Origin of the sequence: Terrabacter sp. Root181 (genome assembly GCF_001428505.1) — a bacterium.
GTDB lineage: Bacteria > Actinomycetota > Actinomycetes > Actinomycetales > Dermatophilaceae > Terrabacter.
In genome coordinates this window covers 435,501-452,730 of the sequence record NZ_LMHU01000001.1, presented here as the reverse complement: position 1 = coordinate 452,730, position 17,230 = coordinate 435,501, and the positions used below count along the sequence as shown (strand labels likewise).

Genomic DNA, 17,230 nt, shown 5'->3' with positions numbered 1-17,230 from the left:
GGGGGCTCAGCCGCGAAGGGCGGCCATCGCGTCGTAGCTGACCTTCGAGAGCTCCATCGACTGGTTCGGAGCCGTCGTGGCGTTGCCCGGTGCGGTGTCCATCTCCCACATCGGGTTGTGCGAGCCCTTGGCACCGACCCGGCGCAGGAACGTCGAGTAGTCGATGTCGCCCTGGCCGAAGGGGGCCATGACGTAGCCGTTGGACTGCGTCGTGTCGATCTTGCCGTCCTTGGCGTGGAAGAGCGGGAAGCGTGACGTCTGGGCGGCGACGACCGCGGCCGGGTCGAAGATCGAGGTCACGACCGAGCCGTCCGGGGCGGTGTACGTCGTGTGCTTGTACTGCGCGACGTGGGCCCAGTAGATGTCCATCTCGAGGTAGACGGCCTTCGGGTCCGTGTTGGCCAGGAAGTGCTCGAGGCGGCGGATGCCGGACGAGCGCGTCGGGCGGCCCTGTGCGTCGAGCGGCCCGCTGTCGAGCAGGAAGCTGTACGCGATGTCGTGGTTGTGCGTGTAGAGCTTGAGTCCGTGCTGGGCGGCCCTCTCCCCGAAGAAGTTCCAGCGCGCGGCCGCGGCCTCCCAGTCGGCGACGTAGGCCGAGCCGGTCGGGTCGGACCCGGTGCCGACGTGGCCCATGCCGAGGATGTTGGCGATCTCGCAGGCCGCGTCGAACTGCGCGATCGTCGTGTCCGTGATGGTCGACGGGATCGAGCCGTGGTTGCCCTCGGCCTCGAGCCCGAGCTCGTCGAGCCAGGCGCGCAGCTGCGTGGCACCGGCCACCGTGTTCAGGTCTGCACCGCCCTCGGCGTTGGCGTGCTGGCGGAAGCCGGCGAACTCGATCTGGCGGTAGCCGATCGAGGAGAGCTCGGTGAGCACCTCCTTGAAGCCGGAGGCGTACGGCGAGGTCAGCGGGTCGCGCCCGACCGCGTCACGCACGGTGTAGAGGATGATCCCTCGGCGAGGGGCGGGGATGAGGACCCCGCTGGCGCCGGGGGCGGCCTTGGCGGCCGTCCCGGTCAGGGTCACGGCGGCGGCGACGCCCGTCGTGGCCGCGAAGAACTGGCGACGGTTGAGTCCGAGCTTGCTGACGAGCTTGAGCGGGTTGACGTCGTTGTCGTGCATGTGAGCGTGCTCCTTCAAGGGGTGACAGAGACTAGACGTGCGGTTTGTGCTGGATCTCCTTGTCTGACAAGCGAGGTCGAGTGCCTCCGCAGCGTTCAGGACATGGTCGGCGACGTCGCGTGGGCCCCGTCGATCGGGGTCCAGGACCCCTCCCGCTCCACGCTCGTCTCGACCGCCGACAGGATCCGCTGCACCTGGAGCCCGTCGGAGAAGGAAGGCCGGGGGTCGGTGCCCTCGGCGATGGCGGTCAGCAGGTCGACCGCCTGGTGGGTGAAGCCGTGCTCGTAGCCGAGCACGTGACCGGGCGGCCACCAGGACGCCACGTAGGGGTGGGTGGACTCGGTGACGAGCACCCGGGTGAAGCCGGCGTCGCGGCTCGGGACGCGCCCGTCGAAGACGTGGAGGACGTTCATGTCCTCGAAGTCGAAGGCGAGCGAGCCCTCGGTCCCGTTGACCTCCAGGCGGATCGCGTTCTTGCGGCCGTTGGCGAAGCGGGTCGCCTCGAAGGTCGCGAGGGCGCCACCGCTCATCCGCGAGACGAGCACGGCGGCGTCGTCGACGGTCACCGGCCCGGTGGTGGCCGAGCCGTTCTGCGCGGCCGTGCCGCTGATCCCCCCGGTCCCGGCGGCCGCCGGATCGGCCACCGGACGTTCGCGCACGAACGTCTCGGTCAGGGCGGACACCCCGGTGAGGTGCTCACCCGTCACGAACTGCGCGAGGTCGACGATGTGGGCGCCGATGTCGCCGAGCGCCCCCGAGCCGGCACGCTCCTTCTGGAGGCGCCAGGTGAGCGGCGACTCGGGGTCGACGAGCCAGTCCTGCAGGTAAGCACCGCGGACGTGGAGGATACGGCCGAGCCGTCCCTCCGCGACGAGCTGACGGGCGTACGCGATGGCCGGGACCCGGCGGTAGGTGAAGCCCACCATCGAGCGGACGCCGCGGGCCCGGGCCGCCTCGGCGGCCACGACCATCGCCTCGGCCTCCCCGACCGAGTTGGCGAGCGGCTTCTCGCAGAGCACGTGCTTGCCGGCCTCGAGAGCGGCGACCGCGATCTCGGCGTGGGTGTCGCCCGGCGTGCAGATGTCGATGACGTCGATGTCGTCACGCTCGAGCAGGCGCCGCCAGTCGGTCTCGACCCCGGCCCAGCCGAAGCGGTCGGCCGTGTCGCGCGCGGCCGCCTCGTTGCGCCCGGCCACGGCGACGAGGCGCGGCGCGGCCGGCACGTCGAAGTAGCTGCGCACGTTGCGCCAGGCCTGGGAGTGGGCCCGCCCCATGAAGGCGTAGCCGATCATCCCGACCCCGAGGGTGGGCTTGCTGGGTGTGCTCATGACGTCCTCACATCCGACGAGGGGTGGTACCGCTGACGGTTCGGTCCTGCTGGTGCGGTGGGGTGCCCGCGCCACCTGGCGTGCGGTGGCGCGAGCACCGACCGGTCAGGACTCGAAGCCGAGGGGCAGGTACTGCTCGACGTTCTCCTTGGTCACGACGGGCGCGTTGAGGACGATGCGGTTGGGCACCTCGACCTGGACGAGGTCGCTCAGGCCCTTGCCCTGGGCGATGAGGCGCGCGAGCTTGATGCCGTCGGCGGCCTGGGTCGGCGGGTAGATGACCGTGGCCTCCATCTTGCCCTCCTGGATCCAGCGCATCGCGTTGGCCGAACCGGCGCCGCCGATGAAGGCCATCTCGTGGCGGTTGGCCTGGTCGAGGGCGGCCATGACGCCCACACCCTGGTCGTCGTCGTGGTTCCACAGGACGTCGATCTTCGGGGCGGCCTGAAGCAGGTTGGACGCCTGCTTCTCGCCGGACTCGACCGTGAACTCCGCCGCGACCCGGTTGTCGACGGTCTGGTTGCAGGCCTTGAGCGCGTCGGCGAAGCCCTTCGACCGGTCCTGCGTCAGGGGCAGGGCGTCGATGCCGGCGATCTCGGCGATGACCGGGTTGGCGATGTTCTTGTCCTTGACGATCTTGCAGGCGTAGGTGCCGGCCGAGACGCCCATGCCGTAGTTGTCACCGAGGACCGTCGCCCGCGCGGCGAACGGGCTCGAGAACTCCCGGTCGACGTTGATGACCGGGATGCCGGCCTGCATCGCCTTGGTGGCGACCTCGGTGAGGGCAGCGCCGTCGGTCGGCAGCAGCACGATCGCGTCGACCTTGTCGTTGATGAAGGTCTCGATCTGGCTGATCTGGAGGCTGGCGTCGTTGGTGCCCTCGGCCGACTTGAGCTCGATGTCGCTGTACTTCTTGGCCTCGTCCTGGGCCGACTTGTTGACCGCCGCGAGCCAGCCGTGGTCGGCCGCCGGTCCGGAGAAGCCGATGACGACCTTCTTGCCGGGGGCGTCGTTGTCGCTCACGGCGTCGCTGCCGGTCTGCTGGGTCGAGGCCGCGGGAGTCGTGGCCGGGTCGTTGCTCGTGCACCCGGCGGCGACGAGGGCCGAGCTCAGGGCGATCGCCAGGACGGCGACGCGCTTGGTCGGACGGGAGAGTGATGCGGACACGCTGACTCCTATGTGAGCGAAGAGGGGTGGTGCGAGGTGAGTGGTGCTCTGCCGTGCTGGTGGTGCTGTCGACCGGGCCGTTCGGCTAGCCCGACCTGGTGCGGGAGACCCGCTGCTGGAGCAGGACGGCGGCGACGATGATCGCCCCCTTGGCCACCGCCTGCGTCGACGTGTCGAGGTTGTTGAGGGTGAAGACGTTGGTGAGCGTCGTGAAGATGAGGACGCCGAGGACGGTGCCGACGATCGTGCCGCGGCCACCGCTGAGGAGCGTGCCGCCGATGACGACGGCGGCGATCGCGTCGAGCTCGTAGAGGGTGCCGTGCGTGGACGTGCCGGTCGTCGTGCGGGCCATGATCATCACGGCGGCGATGCCGCAGGCGACACCGAGCAGGATGTAGAGGTACATCGTCTGGCGCTGCACCCGGATGCCGGCGAGGCGGGCCGCCTCGGGGTTGCCGCCGATGGCCAGCGTGCGACGCCCGAACGTCGTGCGGTTGAGCAGGACCCAGCCGACGACGGCGACGATCGCGAACATGATGACGAGCACGGGGATGCCGAGGACGCTGCCGCCGAAGAACTCGATGAAGCCGCGGTCGCGGATGATCTGGGTGCGGCGCTTGGCGATGATCTCGGCCAGGCCCCGGGCGGCGGCGAGCATCGCGAGGGTCGCGATGAACGGCGCCATGCGCCCGTAGGCGATCAGCACCCCGTTGACGAGTCCGCAGACGGCCCCGACGACGAGCGCCGCGATGACCATGACGATCCAGTGGTAGTTCGCGGCCATGGTCTGGGTCGCCACCGTGGTGGCCCAGACCGACGAGAGGGCGACGATGGCGCCGACCGACAGGTCGATGCCGCCACCGGAGATGACGAACGTCATGCCGACGCTGACGACGCCGATGACCGAGCCGAGTCGCAGGATCGTCAGCGCGTTCTCGGGGCTGGCGAAACGGTCCCCGGCCGTGATGATGCCGACGATGACGAGGAGCACGAGGGCCAGCACGAGACCCGCGTTCCGGCCGACGGGTCCGTTGAGGAAGCCGGCGATGCCTCCCTCCCGGCGGGAGGCGGCTCCACCGACCGGTGGTCCGCTCGGGGTGGGCGGGGTGGTCCCGCTCGCGGCTCCGCCGACGGGCTCCCCTGCCTGGTCGACCTTCGTGACGTCGGCGCTCATGCCGCGTCTCCCTTCAGGATGATGTCGAGGACGGCGTGCTCGTCGAGCTCGTCGGCCGGGCCCTCGTGACGGACGGTGCGGTCGGCGAGGACCAGCACCCGGTTGGACAGCCCCAGGACCTCGGGGATCTCGCTGGACACGACGACGACGGCGACGCCCTCGTCGGTGAGGCGGCGGATCAGGGCGTAGATCTCGGAGCGGGCCCCGACGTCGACGCCGCGGGTGGGCTCGTCGAGGAGCAGCACCTTGCAGCCGCGGAGCAGCCAGCGGGCCAGGACGACCTTCTGCTGGTTGCCGCCGGAGAGGGTGCGCGACTCGCGGTGGACGCCGCGCGGGCGCACGTCGAGCGACTCGAGCAGCTCCTCGGCGGCCTCGACCTCGGCCGACCCGTCGAGCAGGCCGCCGTGCGAGAAGCGCGGGAGCGTCGCGAGGGTGATGTTCGAGGCGAGCGAGGCGCCGAGGACGAGCGCCTGGCTCTTGCGCTCCTCGGGGCACAGGCCGATCCCGGCGGCGACGGCCGCGGCGACGGACCCCCCGCGCACCGCCTTGCCGCCGACGCTGACCGTGCCGCTCGTCGCCTTGCGGGCCCCGAAGATCGTCTCGACGACCTCGGAGCGACCCGAGCCCACGAGGCCGGCGAGCCCGACGACCTCGCCGGGACGGACGTCGAAGGTGACCGATGCGAACTCGCCCGCGCGGGCCAGGCCCTCGACGCGGAGGACGGGCTCGGCGTCGACGACGACCTCGGGCTTGGGCGGGAAGACGTACTCGATGGAGCGGCCCGTCATGAGACGGATCAGCTCCTGGGTCGGCGTCGTCTTGGCGTCGAGGCCGGTGGCGACCGTCTTGCCGTCCTTGAGCACCGTGACGCGGTCACCGATCTCGCGGATCTCCTCGAGTCGGTGCGAGATGTAGACGACGGCGACGCCCTGCCCGGTCACCTCGGCGATGACGCGGAAGAGCTGCTTGACCTCGCCGGCGTCGAGCACCGCGGAGGGCTCGTCCATGACGATGAGCTGCGCGTCGCGGGACAGGGCGCGGGCCATGCTGACGATCTGGCACGAGGCGGCCGAGAGCGTGCCGACCTCGACGGAGGGCGAGATCTCGGGGTGGCCGAGGCGGGCGAGCAGGGCGGCGGCCTCACGGCGGGCGGCGGTGCGCTGGGAGAAGCCGAACCGGGTGGGCTCGTGCCCGAGGAAGATGTTCTCGGCGACGCTGAGGCCCTCGACGAGGTCGAGCTCCTGGTACATCGTCGCGACGCCGAGGTCCATCGCCGCCTGCGGGTGGTGCAGGGTGACCGGCTCGCCGGCCCACTCGATGGTGCCCTCGTTGGGCTCGTGGACGCCGGCGAGCACCTTGATGAGGGTGCTCTTGCCCGCGCCGTTCTGGCCGAGCAGGCAGTGCACCTCGCCGGGCTGCACGTCGAGGTCGACGCCACCGAGGGCCACGACCCCGGGAAAACGCTTGACCACGTTCGTCATTCGCAGGAGAGGGGCGCCTGCTACATCTCGCCGTCGAGATTCCATGCGTCACACCGTGACCCACTTTTGTCGGAACGTCAAGCAAAAGTTTTCTCGTGGACACACCAAAGCCGTGTGCATGACATACCGAAGCCGCGTGTGCTTGACTTCGAACGTGCGTCCAGAGTCAACGTCGTCCGCGTATGCCGCCACCGCCGTCAGCGGCGCAGGTGAGCTGCTGCAGCTGCTGCGCGACGAGACCCCGCGCACGCGTGCCGAGCTCGCCAAGCTGACCGGCCTCGCCCGGTCGACCGTGGGCGCCCGCGTCGACGCCCTGCTCGCGACGGGCCTGCTCGCCCCCAGCGGCGAGGCCGCGAGCACCGGTGGCCGGCCGCCGGTCCGCTTCGCCTTCAACCCCGAGGCCCGCGTGGTCGTCGGCGCGGACATCGGTGCCACGCACGGCCGGGTCGCCCTGACCGACCTCAGCGGCCGTCCGATCTGTGAGATCGGCGAGAGCCTCGACATCACCGACGGCCCCGAGGTCGTCCTCGACTGGCTCGTCGCGACGACGCGCCGCCTGCTCGAGCAGGCGGGCCGCGAGCCCCGCGACCTCATCGGCATCGGCATCGGGGTGCCCGGGCCGGTCGAGCACTCGAGCGGCCGTCCGATGCGCCCGCCGATCATGCCCGGCTGGGACGGCTACGACGTGCCCGCCCACGTCCGACGCGACTTCGACGTCCCGGTCCTCGTCGACAACGACGTCAACATCATGGCCCTCGGCGAGCACGCGATGGCCCACCCCGACGTCGAGCACCTCCTCTTCGTCAAGGTCGCGACCGGCATCGGCGCCGGCATCATCAGCGGCGGCCGCCTGCACCGCGGGGCGGTCGGCGCGGCCGGCGACCTCGGCCACGTCGCGGCGCCCCACGCCGCCGAGGTGCTCTGCTCGTGCGGCAACGTCGGCTGCCTCGAGGCCGTCGCCAGCGGACCCGCGATCTCCAAGGCGCTCAAGGAGATCGGGATCATCGCCGACTCCAACAAGGACATCGTCGACCTCGTCCGCGGCGGCAACATCCCGGCCGCCCTCGCGGTGCGCCAGGCCGGTCGCACCATCGGCGAGGTGCTCGCCACCTGCGTCAGCCTGCTCAACCCGTCGGTCATCGTCATCGGCGGCTCGCTCGTCCAGGCCGGCGAGAGCCTCATCGCCGGCGTGCGCGAGGTCGTCTACGGCCGCTCGCTCCCCCTCGCCACCGGCGTGCTGCAGATCGTGCCGGCGACCACCGGCGTCCAGGCCGGCGTCATCGGTGCGGCCACCATGGTCATCCAGCACGCCCTGACGGCCGACCGCGTCGACCTCGCCATCGCCCACTCGGCGTCCTGAGCGGGACGGCGGCCCGACCCGCCACAATGGGGTCCATGACCGATCACCGGCCCGTCGCGACGTGGCTCACCGACATGGACGGCGTCCTCGTGCACGAGGAGGACGCGATCGCCGGCGCCGCCGAGTTCGTCACGGCGCTCAAGGAGTCCGGCCGGAGCTTCCTCGTCCTGACGAACAACTCGATCTTCACGCCGCGCGACCTGCGCGCCCGGCTGCTCCGCAGCGGCATCGACGTGCCCGAGGAGGCGATCTGGACCTCGGCGCTGGCGACGGCGCAGTTCCTCGCCGAGCAGCGGCCCGGCGGCTCGGCCTACGTCGTCGGCGAGGCCGGCCTGACGACGGCCATGCACGACGTCGGCTACGTCATGACCGACCGTGACCCCGACTACGTCGTCCTCGGCGAGACGCGCACGTACTCGTTCGAGGCCATCACCCGCGCGATCCGCCTCATCGAGAAGGGCGCCCGCTTCATCGCGACGAACCCCGACCCGAGCGGCCCGAGCCCGGCCGGCACGCTCCCGGCCACCGGCTCGGTCGCCGCCCTCATCTCGACGGCGACCGGTCGCCAGCCCTACTACATCGGCAAGCCCAACCCGCTCATGATGCGCAGCGCCCTCAACCGCCTCGACGCGCACTCCGAGACGACGATCATGGTCGGCGACCGCATGGACACCGACATCATCAGCGGGCTCGAGGCCGGTCTGCGCACGGTCCTCGTCCTCACCGGCTCGACGAGCCGTGAGCAGGTCGAGCACTTCCCGTACCGCCCGAGCCGCATCGTCGACTCCGTCGCCGACCTCGTCCGCTTCGTCGCGCACGAGGTCGGCGAGCAGCACTGACCCCCGACGTCAGGGCAGGTAGTACGTCGGGTTCGGCAGCTTGACCGCACGGTCGGCATGGCCGCCGATGAGGTCGCTGTACTGGTCGCCGAGGTTGGCGACGACGTCGTAGCCGAGGTCCTGCTCGACGTGCGCACGGGTCGTCGACTTGTACTCGATCGTCGTGCACGTCGGGTAGGCCTTGCAGTGGCCCTGCATGTAGGCCGGCGGCGTCTCGGTCGAGCGCCACTTCGTGAAGTAGAGGTCGTCGGTGAACTGCGGGTAGCCCTGCTCGTGGAGGTTCGCGAGCGTGGCCGCCCTCTGGCCGGTGTTGCGACCCGTCAGGCCGATGACCGTACAGCCGGAGTCGGCGACGGCCTTGACGAGAGAAGGCATTCCGGGTGTGGCGGGGAAGAGCTTGTTCTGCACCCAGTAGTCCTGGCGCACGGGGTTGAAGACGAACTTCATGTCCGCCACCTCCATGTCGTAGGTCCACAGCGTCGTGTCGTCGGCGTCGAACACGACGGCGGGCTTCGTGCCGGCGCGCACGCCCTGGCGGCACTCGCTGACGAGTCGCTGGGTGTTGCGGGCCTCGAGGGCCGCGAGCTCGGTGATGTAGGGCGAGCTCGTCCTGTCGGCAATGCCGGTGCCGGGGTCGCCGTAGTAGGTGGCGATCGTCTTCTTGACCGAGTCGATGTTGGGGATGCCCTCGCCGCTCTCGGTGAGTCCGCTCGAGCCGTCGGGCTCCATCGTGAAGTGCGTGCGCGGGGTGAGGCTGGGCTCCTCGACACCCGGGAGGTTCGGCGACGGGAGGTAGTAGGTCGGGTTCGGCAGCTTGACGTTGCGGTCGGCGTGGCCGCCCTGCAGGTCGGACCACTGGTCGCCGATGTTGAGCACGATGTCGTAGCCGAGGTCCTGCTCGATGTGCTTGCGCGTGCCGGCCTTGTACTCGACCGTCGTGCACTTGGCCGTGGCGCACGTGAGGTAGGCGGGCGGCGTCGACCCGGCCCACTTCGTGAAGTAGTGGTCGGGCGTGAAGGCGTTGTAGCCGACGTCCTTGAGGTTGCCGATCGTCGCGTCCTTCTGGGCCGCGCCGCGACCGGTGAGACCGAAGATCGTGAAGCCCATGGCATCGGCCTCGTTGACGAGGTCGACCATGGTCGGCGTCGCGGGGAAGAGCTGGTGCTGCACCCAGTAGTCCTGGCGCACGGGGTCGAAGACGAACTTCATGTCCGCGACCTCCATGTCGTAGGTCCACAGCGTCGTGTCGTCGGCGTCGAACACGATGGCCGGCTTCGTGCCGGCCCGCTCGGCCGCGGCGTACGTGCGCTTCAGGGACGCGCGGAGGCCGTCCGTGATCGAGCGCATCTCGGAGATGTACGGCGAGCTCGCCCGGTCGGCCCGGCCCGTGCCGGGGTCGCCGTAGTAGCTGTAGATCGTCTTCTTCACCGAGTCGATGTTGGGGATGCCGGCGCCGTCGGCGCGCGCGCCGCTCGAGCCGTCGGGCGCCATGACGAACTGGGTACGCGGGGTCAGGGTCTGGTCGTGACGGCCGCCGGCGTCGCCGTGGGCGAGGGCCGGGGACGCGCTGGCGACGACCAGGGAGCCGATGATCGAGCCGACTGCTGCGGCCGCGAGGCCGGCGGCTCTGGGGGTGGGACGCCTCATGGGTTCACCTCTGGGCTGTTCGGGGTGCGGGTGGGCCGCTCGACCGTAGCCCCGTGCCTGCCCCCGCAGGGGTCTCGCGACCCGCCGCGGGGGCATTCCCATGCACCTGACATGGAACTCCCAGACTTCACTCAGGCTCAGGCCAGGTGGTGGGTCTCCGCGAGGGCGTACACGGGGGTGTCGATGCCCTCCATGCGCGCCTTGAGCTGCATCGCCAGGTAGCGCGAGTAGTGCCGCGACTGGTGCAGGTTGCCCCCGTGGAACCACAGGTTGTCCTGGCGGGTTGGCTTCCACATGTTGCGCAGCTCGCCCTGCCACGGCCCGGGGTCCTTCGTCGTGTCGGAGCCGAGGCCCCAGCACTTGCCGACGGCGTCGGCGACGTCCTGGCTGATGAGCCGGGCGGCCCAGCCGTTCATCGACCCGTAGCCCGTGGCGTAGACGACGGCGTCGGCCTCGAGCTCGGTGCCGTCGGTGAGGACGACGGCGTGCTCGGTCAGGTGGTCGACCTGCCCGCGCACCAGCCGGATCGCGCCCTTGGCGACGAGCTCGGAAGCGCCGATGTCGATGTAGTAGCCCGAGCCGCGGCGGAGGTACTTGAGGAAGAGGCCCGAGTCGTCGTCACCGAAGTCGAGGTCGAATCCGGCCGCCTCGAGAGCGGCGTAGAAGTCGGCGTCCTGCTCACGGATGGCGTCGAAGGCGGGTCGCTGGAAGTCGGCGAGGATCTTGTAGGGGATCGATGCGAAGACGAGGTCGGCGGTGTCGTGGTCGATCCCGTTGGCGACGGCCTCCTCGGAGTAGAGCGGGCCGAGCACCGTGTCCATGAGCGAGTCGGACCTCACGATGTGGGTGCTGGAGCGCTGCAGCATGATCGGCTGGGCGCCGTTCTGCCACAGGTCGGCACAGATGTCGTGGGCCGAGTTGTTCGACCCGATGACGACGACCTTCTTGCCGACGTAGCGCGCGCCGCCGGGGTGCTTGCTGCTGTGGTGCTGGTCGCCCTGGAAGACGTCCTGGCCGGGCAGCGTCGGCACGTTGGCGATGCCGCTCATGCCGGTGGCAAGGACGAGCTGGGCGGGGTGGAGCACGACCTCGCGGCCCTCACGGGTCACGTGCACCGTCCAGGCGCCGGTGGCCTCGTCGAAGGTCGCCGACGTCGCCTCGCTGTTGCTCCAGTAGTCGAGCTCCATGACCTGGGTGTAGCTCTCGAGCCAGTCGCCCATCTTGTCCTTGGGCGTGAAGACGGGCCAGTGGTCGGGGAAGGGCAGGTAGGGCATGTGGTCGTACCAGACCGGGTCGTGCAGGCAGAGCGAGTGGTAGCGGCTGCGCCACTGGTCGCCGGGCCTGGGGTACCTGTCGACGACGAGCGTCGGCACGCCGAGACGCTTGAGCCGCGCGGCGAGGCCGATGCCACCCTGGCCGCCGCCGACCACGAGCACGTAGGGCTCGGCGTCGACGCCGTAGGACTCGACCTCCTGCTGCCGCTTGTCGAGCCAGTTCTCGGTCGAGACGTTGACGCCGTGCTCGGCGCCGCGCGGTCGGCGCGTGCCGGACGGCTCCGGGTGGTCCTTGAGCGCCTGCGCGCTGGTCAGCAGGGTCCAGGCGAGGCCGTCGCGGACGCGCACGAGCCCCTTGCCGGTGAAGATGGCGTTGCCGAAGGTGAACCACGCCTCGTGGACGCCGTCGGCCTCCGACTCGCTCGTCGCCACGATGTCGGTGGGCCACGCTCCGGGCTCGACGCCCGAGAGCATGTCGCCGATCTGCTCGCGGCCCTCGGAGGTGTGGATGTTCCACGTCATGCTGATCAGGTCGCGCCAGTAGCACTCGTCGCCGAAGAGACCGGTCACCCGGTCGACCTCGCCGGAGGCCAGGGCGTCCCCGAACCGCGCGAGCCACTCGCTCGCCGTCAACTGCTCACCCATCGCCAACTCCTTTGTCCACGTGGTGGGGTCGTGGGAGTGACGCTAGGAGCGGGCGGGGTCGCCGGACAGGGTTGCAGAACGTTGCAGGCAGACCCAGAGGGCGTATGCCGGGTGCTCAGGTCGCGTCGGGCCGGACCGTCGCGCGCGTGGTGAGGCGGTAGGGGCGGCTGTCGACGAGGCCGCCGAGGCGCTTGCGCAGGCGCGACATCTCGGCCCGGATCGTCACGGGCGTCGTCGCGCCGTCGAGCCGCGCCATGAGGGCGGCGGTGTCGAGCCCGGCGGGATGCTGCGCCAGCAGGGCGACGATCTCGGCATGGCGCTCGCTGAGCGCGATCTCCACGGTCGAGCCTGCGGAGATGACGAGGACGCGCGGGTTCGGGTGGCGGACGACCTCGAGCGTGGCAGCGGTCGTGGCCGCCTCGTGGAGCACCCAGCCGCCCGAGATCGCCTCGGCGCGGACCTGCCCGATCTCGGGCACCCACACGGTGCCCTCGCGCAGGCTGCCCGGCACCCAGACCCGCTCACCGACGCCGTAGCCCTCCGCCCGGGCCACCCACCCGTGACGGTCGACGACGACGAAACGACCCGACCCGGCACACGACTCGCTGGCACGGGCGACCCGGCGCAGGTCGCGCTCGTGCTGGCCGGCGAGCGAGTCGACGGCCTCGCGGACGGCCATGGTGACGAGCATCAGCGTGTGCGGGTGCGCCGTGCGGAAGGCCCCGCTCAGGGTGACGACACCGAGCGGTGTCCGCGCCCGACGGTCGAGGATCGGGGCGCTCGTGCATACCCACGCGTGCTGGTCCTCGCGGGCGTGCTCGGGGCCGAAGATCTGGACGGGCCTGCGCTCCTCCATCGCCGTTCCGAGCGAGTTGGTGCCGACGTCGCCCTCGCGCCAGCGGGCGCCCTCGACGAAGCCGAGACCGTCGCTGCGGCGACGGATCGGCGAGGGCCCGAACATCCACAGCGGGTAGCCCTCGTCGTCGCTGATGACGAGCTCGTTGCCGGCCTCGTGGGCGAGGGGGAGCAGGCGGTCCTTGAGGACCGGCACGACCGAGGCGAGCAGGCGCGAGCGCTCGCGCCGGGCGAGCAGGGCGTGGTCGGAGATCGGCGTCGAGATCTTGTCGCCCTCGGGCGTCTGCCGGAGCCAGGACCGCGCGACGACACCGCGCGCGCCCGCCGGCACCTCGTGCGTGTGCGCCCAGGAGCGGTGCAGGCGCAGCAGGTCCCGGGCCTTGGCTGCGGGGTCCTCGAACGCAGTCAGGGCCGCTTCGAGTCCGGAGGCTGTGGACATGCGCACCTTTGCGACGGGTGGCCCTGCGCGGGGACACGGCTCCCCGTGATCGTGACACGCGGGACGCCGCTTGGGTAGGGCGCGTTCAACCTCCGAGGAGGCGGCGCCACCACGACGGGCGGGGCTGCTGCGCGGCGGCCCGGGCGGCCGCCGCCTCGTCGCGCGCCGCGCGCTGCTGCTCCTCGAGCGCCTCGCGCAGCGGTCGCCACCGCTGCACCATCTCGTCGACGTCGAGGGTCTTGGCGATGAGCGGCGGCAGGTTGCCGACGGCGGGGCGCAGCCGGTCGGCGAGGACGCGCTTGTTGTAGCCCTCGATGATCTCGCGCACCTGCGCCTCGGTGCGGACGTCGACGAGCGACTCCGGGTAGCCCGCCGCCTCCTTGCGCAGGCCCAGCGCTCCCGGCAGCGCACCGGCCAGGTCGAGCTGCTCGCGGGCCGCGAAGCGCTTGACCCACCAGTCGGGATCGCCCGAGTCGCTGAGGTCGAGAGGCTTGCCGGCGCCCGGCAGGTTGTCGAAGTCCCCACGCTCCTGCGCCTCGCGGATCTGCTTGTCCACAGCGCTCTCCCAGTACGGCTGGCCCGTCATGCCGTCCACGCTAACCGAGGTCCTACCCCTCTCGCGGCCGCACGAGGAGCGCGAGGGTCTCGCCGTCGCCGACCTCGAGACGGTCGCCCGTCACGACGAACGCCTGCGGCGCATCGAAGAGCCCGAGCAGTCGCTGCTCCTGCTCCATCGCCTCGGGCGGGCCGGCCATGCGGGTCGTGGCTGCATCGGCCACCGTGAGCAGGCCGTCCGCCACCTCGTAGCGCCCCATGACCCGGTTGACGCCGGTCGTGCCGGTGACCCGGCCGTCCTCGTCGAACGCCAGCTGCGGCTTCGGGTCGGTCGTGACGACACCGCCGAGCTCCTGGACCACCCACGACGTGCCCGCGATCGCGTTGTCTCCCATGGGCCCACGTTATCCGGGTGCGCTCGTCGGCGGGGTCGGGTAGACCGGAGGGCAGTCAGCGTCCGCGACGACAGGGGATCCCGTGCTCGGACTCGTGCGCCACCAGTTCCGCGTGCACCCGCTCGGGGTCGTGCTCGTCGCCGTCAACGCGCTCTTCGTCTCCGGCGTCGCCGTCGGGGTGCCGTGGCTCGTCGCAGCGTCGTCCACCGTCGACGGGCGCGTGGCCGAGGAGGGGACGCACGACGAGCTGATGGCCGCCGGGGGTGCCTACGCAGAGCTCTTCGAGCTGCAGGCGAAGTCGTACCGCTGAACGCTGTTGAGTCGTAAACCGTTGCGGGACAGTGGGTTTGGTGTGGACAGGTCTTGTCGGGTCGTTCGAACACCTGTACGATAGAGGGTATGGAGCAGAGCCGGACCGCGCAGCAGATCGAGCAGGACTGGGAGCACGTCGCATCCCTGGCCGCCGACCTGCACGACGCGCACGCCCGGCTCGTCGACTTCGTCGCCACCGTCCTGTCGGACGGGTCCTGGCAGGCCGGGGGTCTGCGCTCCCCCGAGCACTGGCTGATGCTCCGCGCGGGACTGTCCCGGGCCCAGGCCGCCGCGGTCATCCTGCTGGCCCGCCGCGCCGGGGATCTGCCCGCCATCGCCGCGGCGTTGCGGGAGGGGCGGATCAGCCTCGACCAGGCCGCGGTCGTGGCCCGGCACACCCCGGCCGCGTTCGACGCGACCGTCGCCGAGTTCGCGCAGCACGCGACCGTCACCCAGCTGCAGCGCTCGGTCACCCGCTACGACTTCACCCTGCAGCCCGACACCGTCGACGACCGCGGCCGCGGCCTGCCCGGCGAGCTCCAGCCCGACGAAGGGTCGCAGGAGGACGCCGCGTCCACGACCGGTGTGAAGCCCGCGCCGGTCGAGCCGGCGCACCTGAGCATGGGTCTGGACGCGGACGGGCGGTTCCGGCTGCGCTACGACGCCCCGGCCGAGGTCGGCGCCCTCATCGAGTCAGCGCTCACCGAGGCGAAGGACCACCTCTTCCACACCCTGAGCCACGACCCCGCCAACCGCGAGGGCGTGAGCGAGGGCGTGAGTGAGGAGGAGAAGCGGGCCCTGAACGGGGACGTGCTGCACCCGGACCGGTGCTGCACCGACGGAGGCAAGCCCCTGGTCACGTGGGCCGACGCGCTGACCGTGCTCGCCACCCGCTCCCTCGACGCCGCCACCACCACGACCGGCAGTCACGCGTCTGCCGGGTCGGGTGGTTCGGGTGGGGCCGCGCGCCGGGCCCGGTCCGCCAGATACCGGGTCCAGGTCCACCTCGACACCGACGGCGGCTGGCTCACCGGACGACCCCGCCTGCCCCAACACATCACGAACCAGCTGACCTGCGACGGGACCCTGACCCCCGTCTGGGAGACCGACGGGCACCCCCGTCAACGTCGGCCGCGCCCAGCGCGTCGTCCCGCACCGCACCCGCATCCTGGTCCTCGACCGCGACCGCGGCTGCCGGTTCCCCGGCTGCGGGAGCACCCGACACCTCGAGATCCACCACCTCCAGCACTGGCGCGACGGCGGACCCACCGACACCACCAACCTCCTGGGCCTGTGCCCGTTCCACCACGACGGACACCACCGCGGCGAGTTCACCCTCACCGGCGACCCCACCCCCCCCGCACCGACACCACCAACCTCCTGGGCCTGTGCCCGTTCCACCACGACGGACACCACCGCGGCGAGTTCACCCTCACCGGCGACCCCACCCACCCCGACGGGCTCACCTTCACGACCGACACCGGGCTGCTCATCGGCCCACCCCAGCGGCCGCCCCGTCTCACCCTGGCCCAGGACCCCGACCCGAAACAGCGTGACCGACGCAGACCACCAGCCAGACTTGGGCGGCGCTACCCCGCCCCCTCGGGCGGACCGCTGCACCTGCACCTCGTCGACCTCACCCCACGGCGGGGCACCACACCGGGAGCGGATCCGCCGCGACCGTGAGACACGGCGCGGGCAGCCCGCGTGGACCTCAGCCCTTCGTGGCGCCCACCGGGTCGTGGACGGTCCCGTCCGTGCCTTGGGCGACGCGCCCCCGGACGAACCACACCATGACCAGTCCCGCGACGATGATGATGAAGCTGAACGAGCCCGCGACGGTCAGCAGGGCGTTCTGGGTCCCGTTCGAGCCCACCTCGTCGATGCCACCCGTTGACAGCAGGACGAACGGGTCGGTCAGCCCGTGGAGCACGATCGCGGGGATGATCGATCGCGTGACGCGCATCGTGAGGTACATGCAGACACCGAACCCGAAGGTGTAGGCCATCGTGACCCCCACGGTCGTGACCGCTTGACCGCTCAGCAGGTTGACCGAGTGGAGCGCCGCGAAGACCAGCGAGGAGACGAGCGCCACGACGCGCTCCGAGTGTCCGGCGTCGCGCAGCATCTTGACCGCGATGCCGCGGGTCAGGACTTCCTCGACGAGGCCGACGAGCAGCCCCGTCACGATCGTGAGCACGATGACGGCGAGGCTGTACTTCCCGTAGTCCGGGCCGATGATGCGCAGCACGATCGGGATCGTGACGAGGGTCGGGCCGATCCACATCCACCGCGACCCGCCGATGGGCTGCGGGCCGAAGACCTCGCGGGTCCAGCCCATCGCCCACAGGAAGACACCGAGGACGACCGCGCCGACGATGAGCGCGAAGGTGACGTCGACGAAGACGCTGCCGACGGTCGTCAGCAGCTCCTCCTCACCTTGTCGGGCGAAGACCGTCGTCGCGAGCAGGCCCGCACCGAGGTAGATGGCGAGGTAGACGACGACGAGCGGCACGAGCCGCCAGAAGCCGCCTCGGTCGAAGAAGCTCCGCAGGCCGCCGAGACGTGGCGCGGCTGAGAGGTCGGACATGTGAACCTCAACTTCCCTGTCGTTCGATGAGGCTGACACGTCCTCGGGTC

The 17,230-nt window shown here is 71.1% G+C and carries 14 protein-coding genes and 2 pseudogenes; 5 read left to right on the top strand and 11 right to left on the bottom strand.

The annotated features are described in order from the left end of the window. Positions 1–6: 6 nt before the first annotated feature. The 5 genes from ASD90_RS02070 to ASD90_RS02050 all read right to left on the bottom strand — a co-directional run bounded on the left by ASD90_RS02070 (position 7) and on the right by ASD90_RS02050 (position 6,269). Entirely contained in the window at positions 7–1,119 is a 1,113-nt protein-coding gene (locus tag ASD90_RS02070; protein WP_056750971.1) for a sugar phosphate isomerase/epimerase, read from the bottom strand. 95 nt (positions 1,120–1,214) lie between these two features. Beyond that, positions 1,215–2,447 carry a Gfo/Idh/MocA family protein gene (locus ASD90_RS02065; RefSeq protein ID WP_056750967.1) on the bottom strand — a complete coding sequence of 411 codons (1,233 nt, stop codon included), beginning with the start codon at positions 2,445–2,447 and terminating at the stop codon, positions 1,215–1,217. Positions 2,448–2,552: 105 nt separating this feature from the next. Continuing rightward, positions 2,553–3,614: a substrate-binding domain-containing protein gene (locus tag ASD90_RS02060; protein WP_056750964.1), complete on the bottom strand. Its 1,062-nt coding sequence runs from the start codon at positions 3,612–3,614 to the stop codon at positions 2,553–2,555. Between the two features lie 85 nt (positions 3,615–3,699). Further along, entirely contained in the window at positions 3,700–4,788 is a 1,089-nt protein-coding gene (locus ASD90_RS02055; protein WP_056750958.1) for an ABC transporter permease, read from the bottom strand. Further along, positions 4,785–6,269, bottom strand: coding sequence for a sugar ABC transporter ATP-binding protein (locus ASD90_RS02050; RefSeq protein ID WP_056750955.1), 1,485 nt, complete (start codon positions 6,267–6,269; stop codon positions 4,785–4,787). Before ASD90_RS02050 ends, ASD90_RS02055 begins: the two co-directional genes overlap by 4 nt. Before the next feature lie 154 nt (positions 6,270–6,423). Here ASD90_RS02050 and ASD90_RS02045 point away from each other — a divergent pair, with 154 nt between their 5' ends. Both ASD90_RS02045 and ASD90_RS02040 read left to right on the top strand, forming a co-directional pair. Continuing rightward, positions 6,424–7,629 carry an ROK family transcriptional regulator gene (locus tag ASD90_RS02045; RefSeq protein WP_056750953.1) on the top strand — a complete coding sequence of 402 codons (1,206 nt, stop codon included), beginning with the start codon at positions 6,424–6,426 and terminating at the stop codon, positions 7,627–7,629. 26 nt (positions 7,630–7,655) lie between these two features. Continuing rightward, a complete protein-coding gene (locus tag ASD90_RS02040; protein WP_369793546.1) occupies positions 7,656–8,468 on the top strand; it encodes an HAD-IIA family hydrolase in 813 nt (270 codons plus the stop codon). 9 nt (positions 8,469–8,477) lie between these two features. On the opposite strand, the gene ASD90_RS02035 is transcribed toward ASD90_RS02040, so the two are convergent. From ASD90_RS02035 to ASD90_RS02015, 5 genes are all read right to left on the bottom strand, one after another. Beyond that, positions 8,478–10,115, bottom strand: coding sequence for an HAD family acid phosphatase (locus tag ASD90_RS02035; protein ID WP_056750948.1), 1,638 nt, complete (start codon positions 10,113–10,115; stop codon positions 8,478–8,480). Between the two features lie 137 nt (positions 10,116–10,252). Beyond that, positions 10,253–12,034, bottom strand: a complete 1,782-nt coding sequence (locus ASD90_RS02030; protein WP_056750945.1) for an NAD(P)/FAD-dependent oxidoreductase — start codon at positions 12,032–12,034, stop codon at positions 10,253–10,255. Between the two features lie 115 nt (positions 12,035–12,149). Next, positions 12,150–13,328 (bottom strand): helix-turn-helix domain-containing protein, encoded by a 1,179-nt coding sequence (locus ASD90_RS02025; RefSeq protein WP_056750943.1) that lies wholly within the window; start codon positions 13,326–13,328, stop codon positions 12,150–12,152. A gap of 85 nt (positions 13,329–13,413) precedes the next feature. Next, positions 13,414–13,914 (bottom strand): DUF1992 domain-containing protein, encoded by a 501-nt coding sequence (locus ASD90_RS02020; RefSeq protein ID WP_056754236.1) that lies wholly within the window; start codon positions 13,912–13,914, stop codon positions 13,414–13,416. A 22-nt stretch (positions 13,915–13,936) separates the two neighbouring features. Next, a complete protein-coding gene (locus tag ASD90_RS02015; protein WP_056750939.1) occupies positions 13,937–14,278 on the bottom strand; it encodes an META domain-containing protein in 342 nt (113 codons plus the stop codon). Between the two features lie 82 nt (positions 14,279–14,360). Here ASD90_RS02015 and ASD90_RS02010 point away from each other — a divergent pair, with 82 nt between their 5' ends. From ASD90_RS02010 to ASD90_RS24650, 3 genes and pseudogenes are all read left to right on the top strand, one after another. Then, positions 14,361–14,588, top strand: a complete 228-nt coding sequence (locus ASD90_RS02010) for a hypothetical protein (RefSeq protein ID WP_056750936.1) — start codon at positions 14,361–14,363, stop codon at positions 14,586–14,588. 89 nt (positions 14,589–14,677) lie between these two features. Further along, positions 14,678–15,733: pseudogene (locus tag ASD90_RS24120) on the top strand (DUF222 domain-containing protein); the annotation flags it as partial. 22 nt (positions 15,734–15,755) lie between these two features. Next, positions 15,756–15,857 (top strand): annotated as a pseudogene (locus tag ASD90_RS24650) (hypothetical protein); the annotation flags it as partial. 447 nt (positions 15,858–16,304) lie between these two features. Here ASD90_RS24650 and ASD90_RS02000 read toward each other — a convergent pair. Next, complete coding sequence (locus ASD90_RS02000; protein WP_056750930.1) at positions 16,305–17,180, bottom strand: CPBP family intramembrane glutamic endopeptidase; 876 nt, start codon at positions 17,178–17,180, stop codon at positions 16,305–16,307. Between the last annotated feature and the right edge of the window lie 50 nt (positions 17,181–17,230).

Excerpts from the sequence above, each read along its gene's own strand:
- ASD90_RS02070 (WP_056750971.1), bottom strand. The coding sequence starts at position 1,119 with ATGCACGACAACGACGTCAACCCGCTCAAGCTCGTCAGCAAGCTCGGA.
- ASD90_RS02065 (WP_056750967.1), bottom strand. The coding sequence starts at position 2,447 with ATGAGCACACCCAGCAAGCCCACCCTCGGGGTCGGGATGATCGGCTAC.
- ASD90_RS02055 (WP_056750958.1), bottom strand. The coding sequence starts at position 4,788 with ATGAGCGCCGACGTCACGAAGGTCGACCAGGCAGGGGAGCCCGTCGGC.
- ASD90_RS02050 (WP_056750955.1), bottom strand. The coding sequence starts at position 6,269 with ATGACGAACGTGGTCAAGCGTTTTCCCGGGGTCGTGGCCCTCGGTGGC.
- ASD90_RS02040 (WP_369793546.1), top strand. The coding sequence starts at position 7,656 with ATGGGGTCCATGACCGATCACCGGCCCGTCGCGACGTGGCTCACCGAC.
- ASD90_RS02035 (WP_056750948.1), bottom strand. The coding sequence starts at position 10,115 with ATGAGGCGTCCCACCCCCAGAGCCGCCGGCCTCGCGGCCGCAGCAGTC.
- ASD90_RS02030 (WP_056750945.1), bottom strand. The coding sequence starts at position 12,034 with ATGGGTGAGCAGTTGACGGCGAGCGAGTGGCTCGCGCGGTTCGGGGAC.
- ASD90_RS02025 (WP_056750943.1), bottom strand. The coding sequence starts at position 13,328 with ATGTCCACAGCCTCCGGACTCGAAGCGGCCCTGACTGCGTTCGAGGAC.
- ASD90_RS02020 (WP_056754236.1), bottom strand. The coding sequence starts at position 13,914 with ATGACGGGCCAGCCGTACTGGGAGAGCGCTGTGGACAAGCAGATCCGC.
- ASD90_RS02015 (WP_056750939.1), bottom strand. The coding sequence starts at position 14,278 with ATGGGAGACAACGCGATCGCGGGCACGTCGTGGGTGGTCCAGGAGCTC.
- ASD90_RS02000 (WP_056750930.1), bottom strand. The coding sequence starts at position 17,180 with ATGTCCGACCTCTCAGCCGCGCCACGTCTCGGCGGCCTGCGGAGCTTC.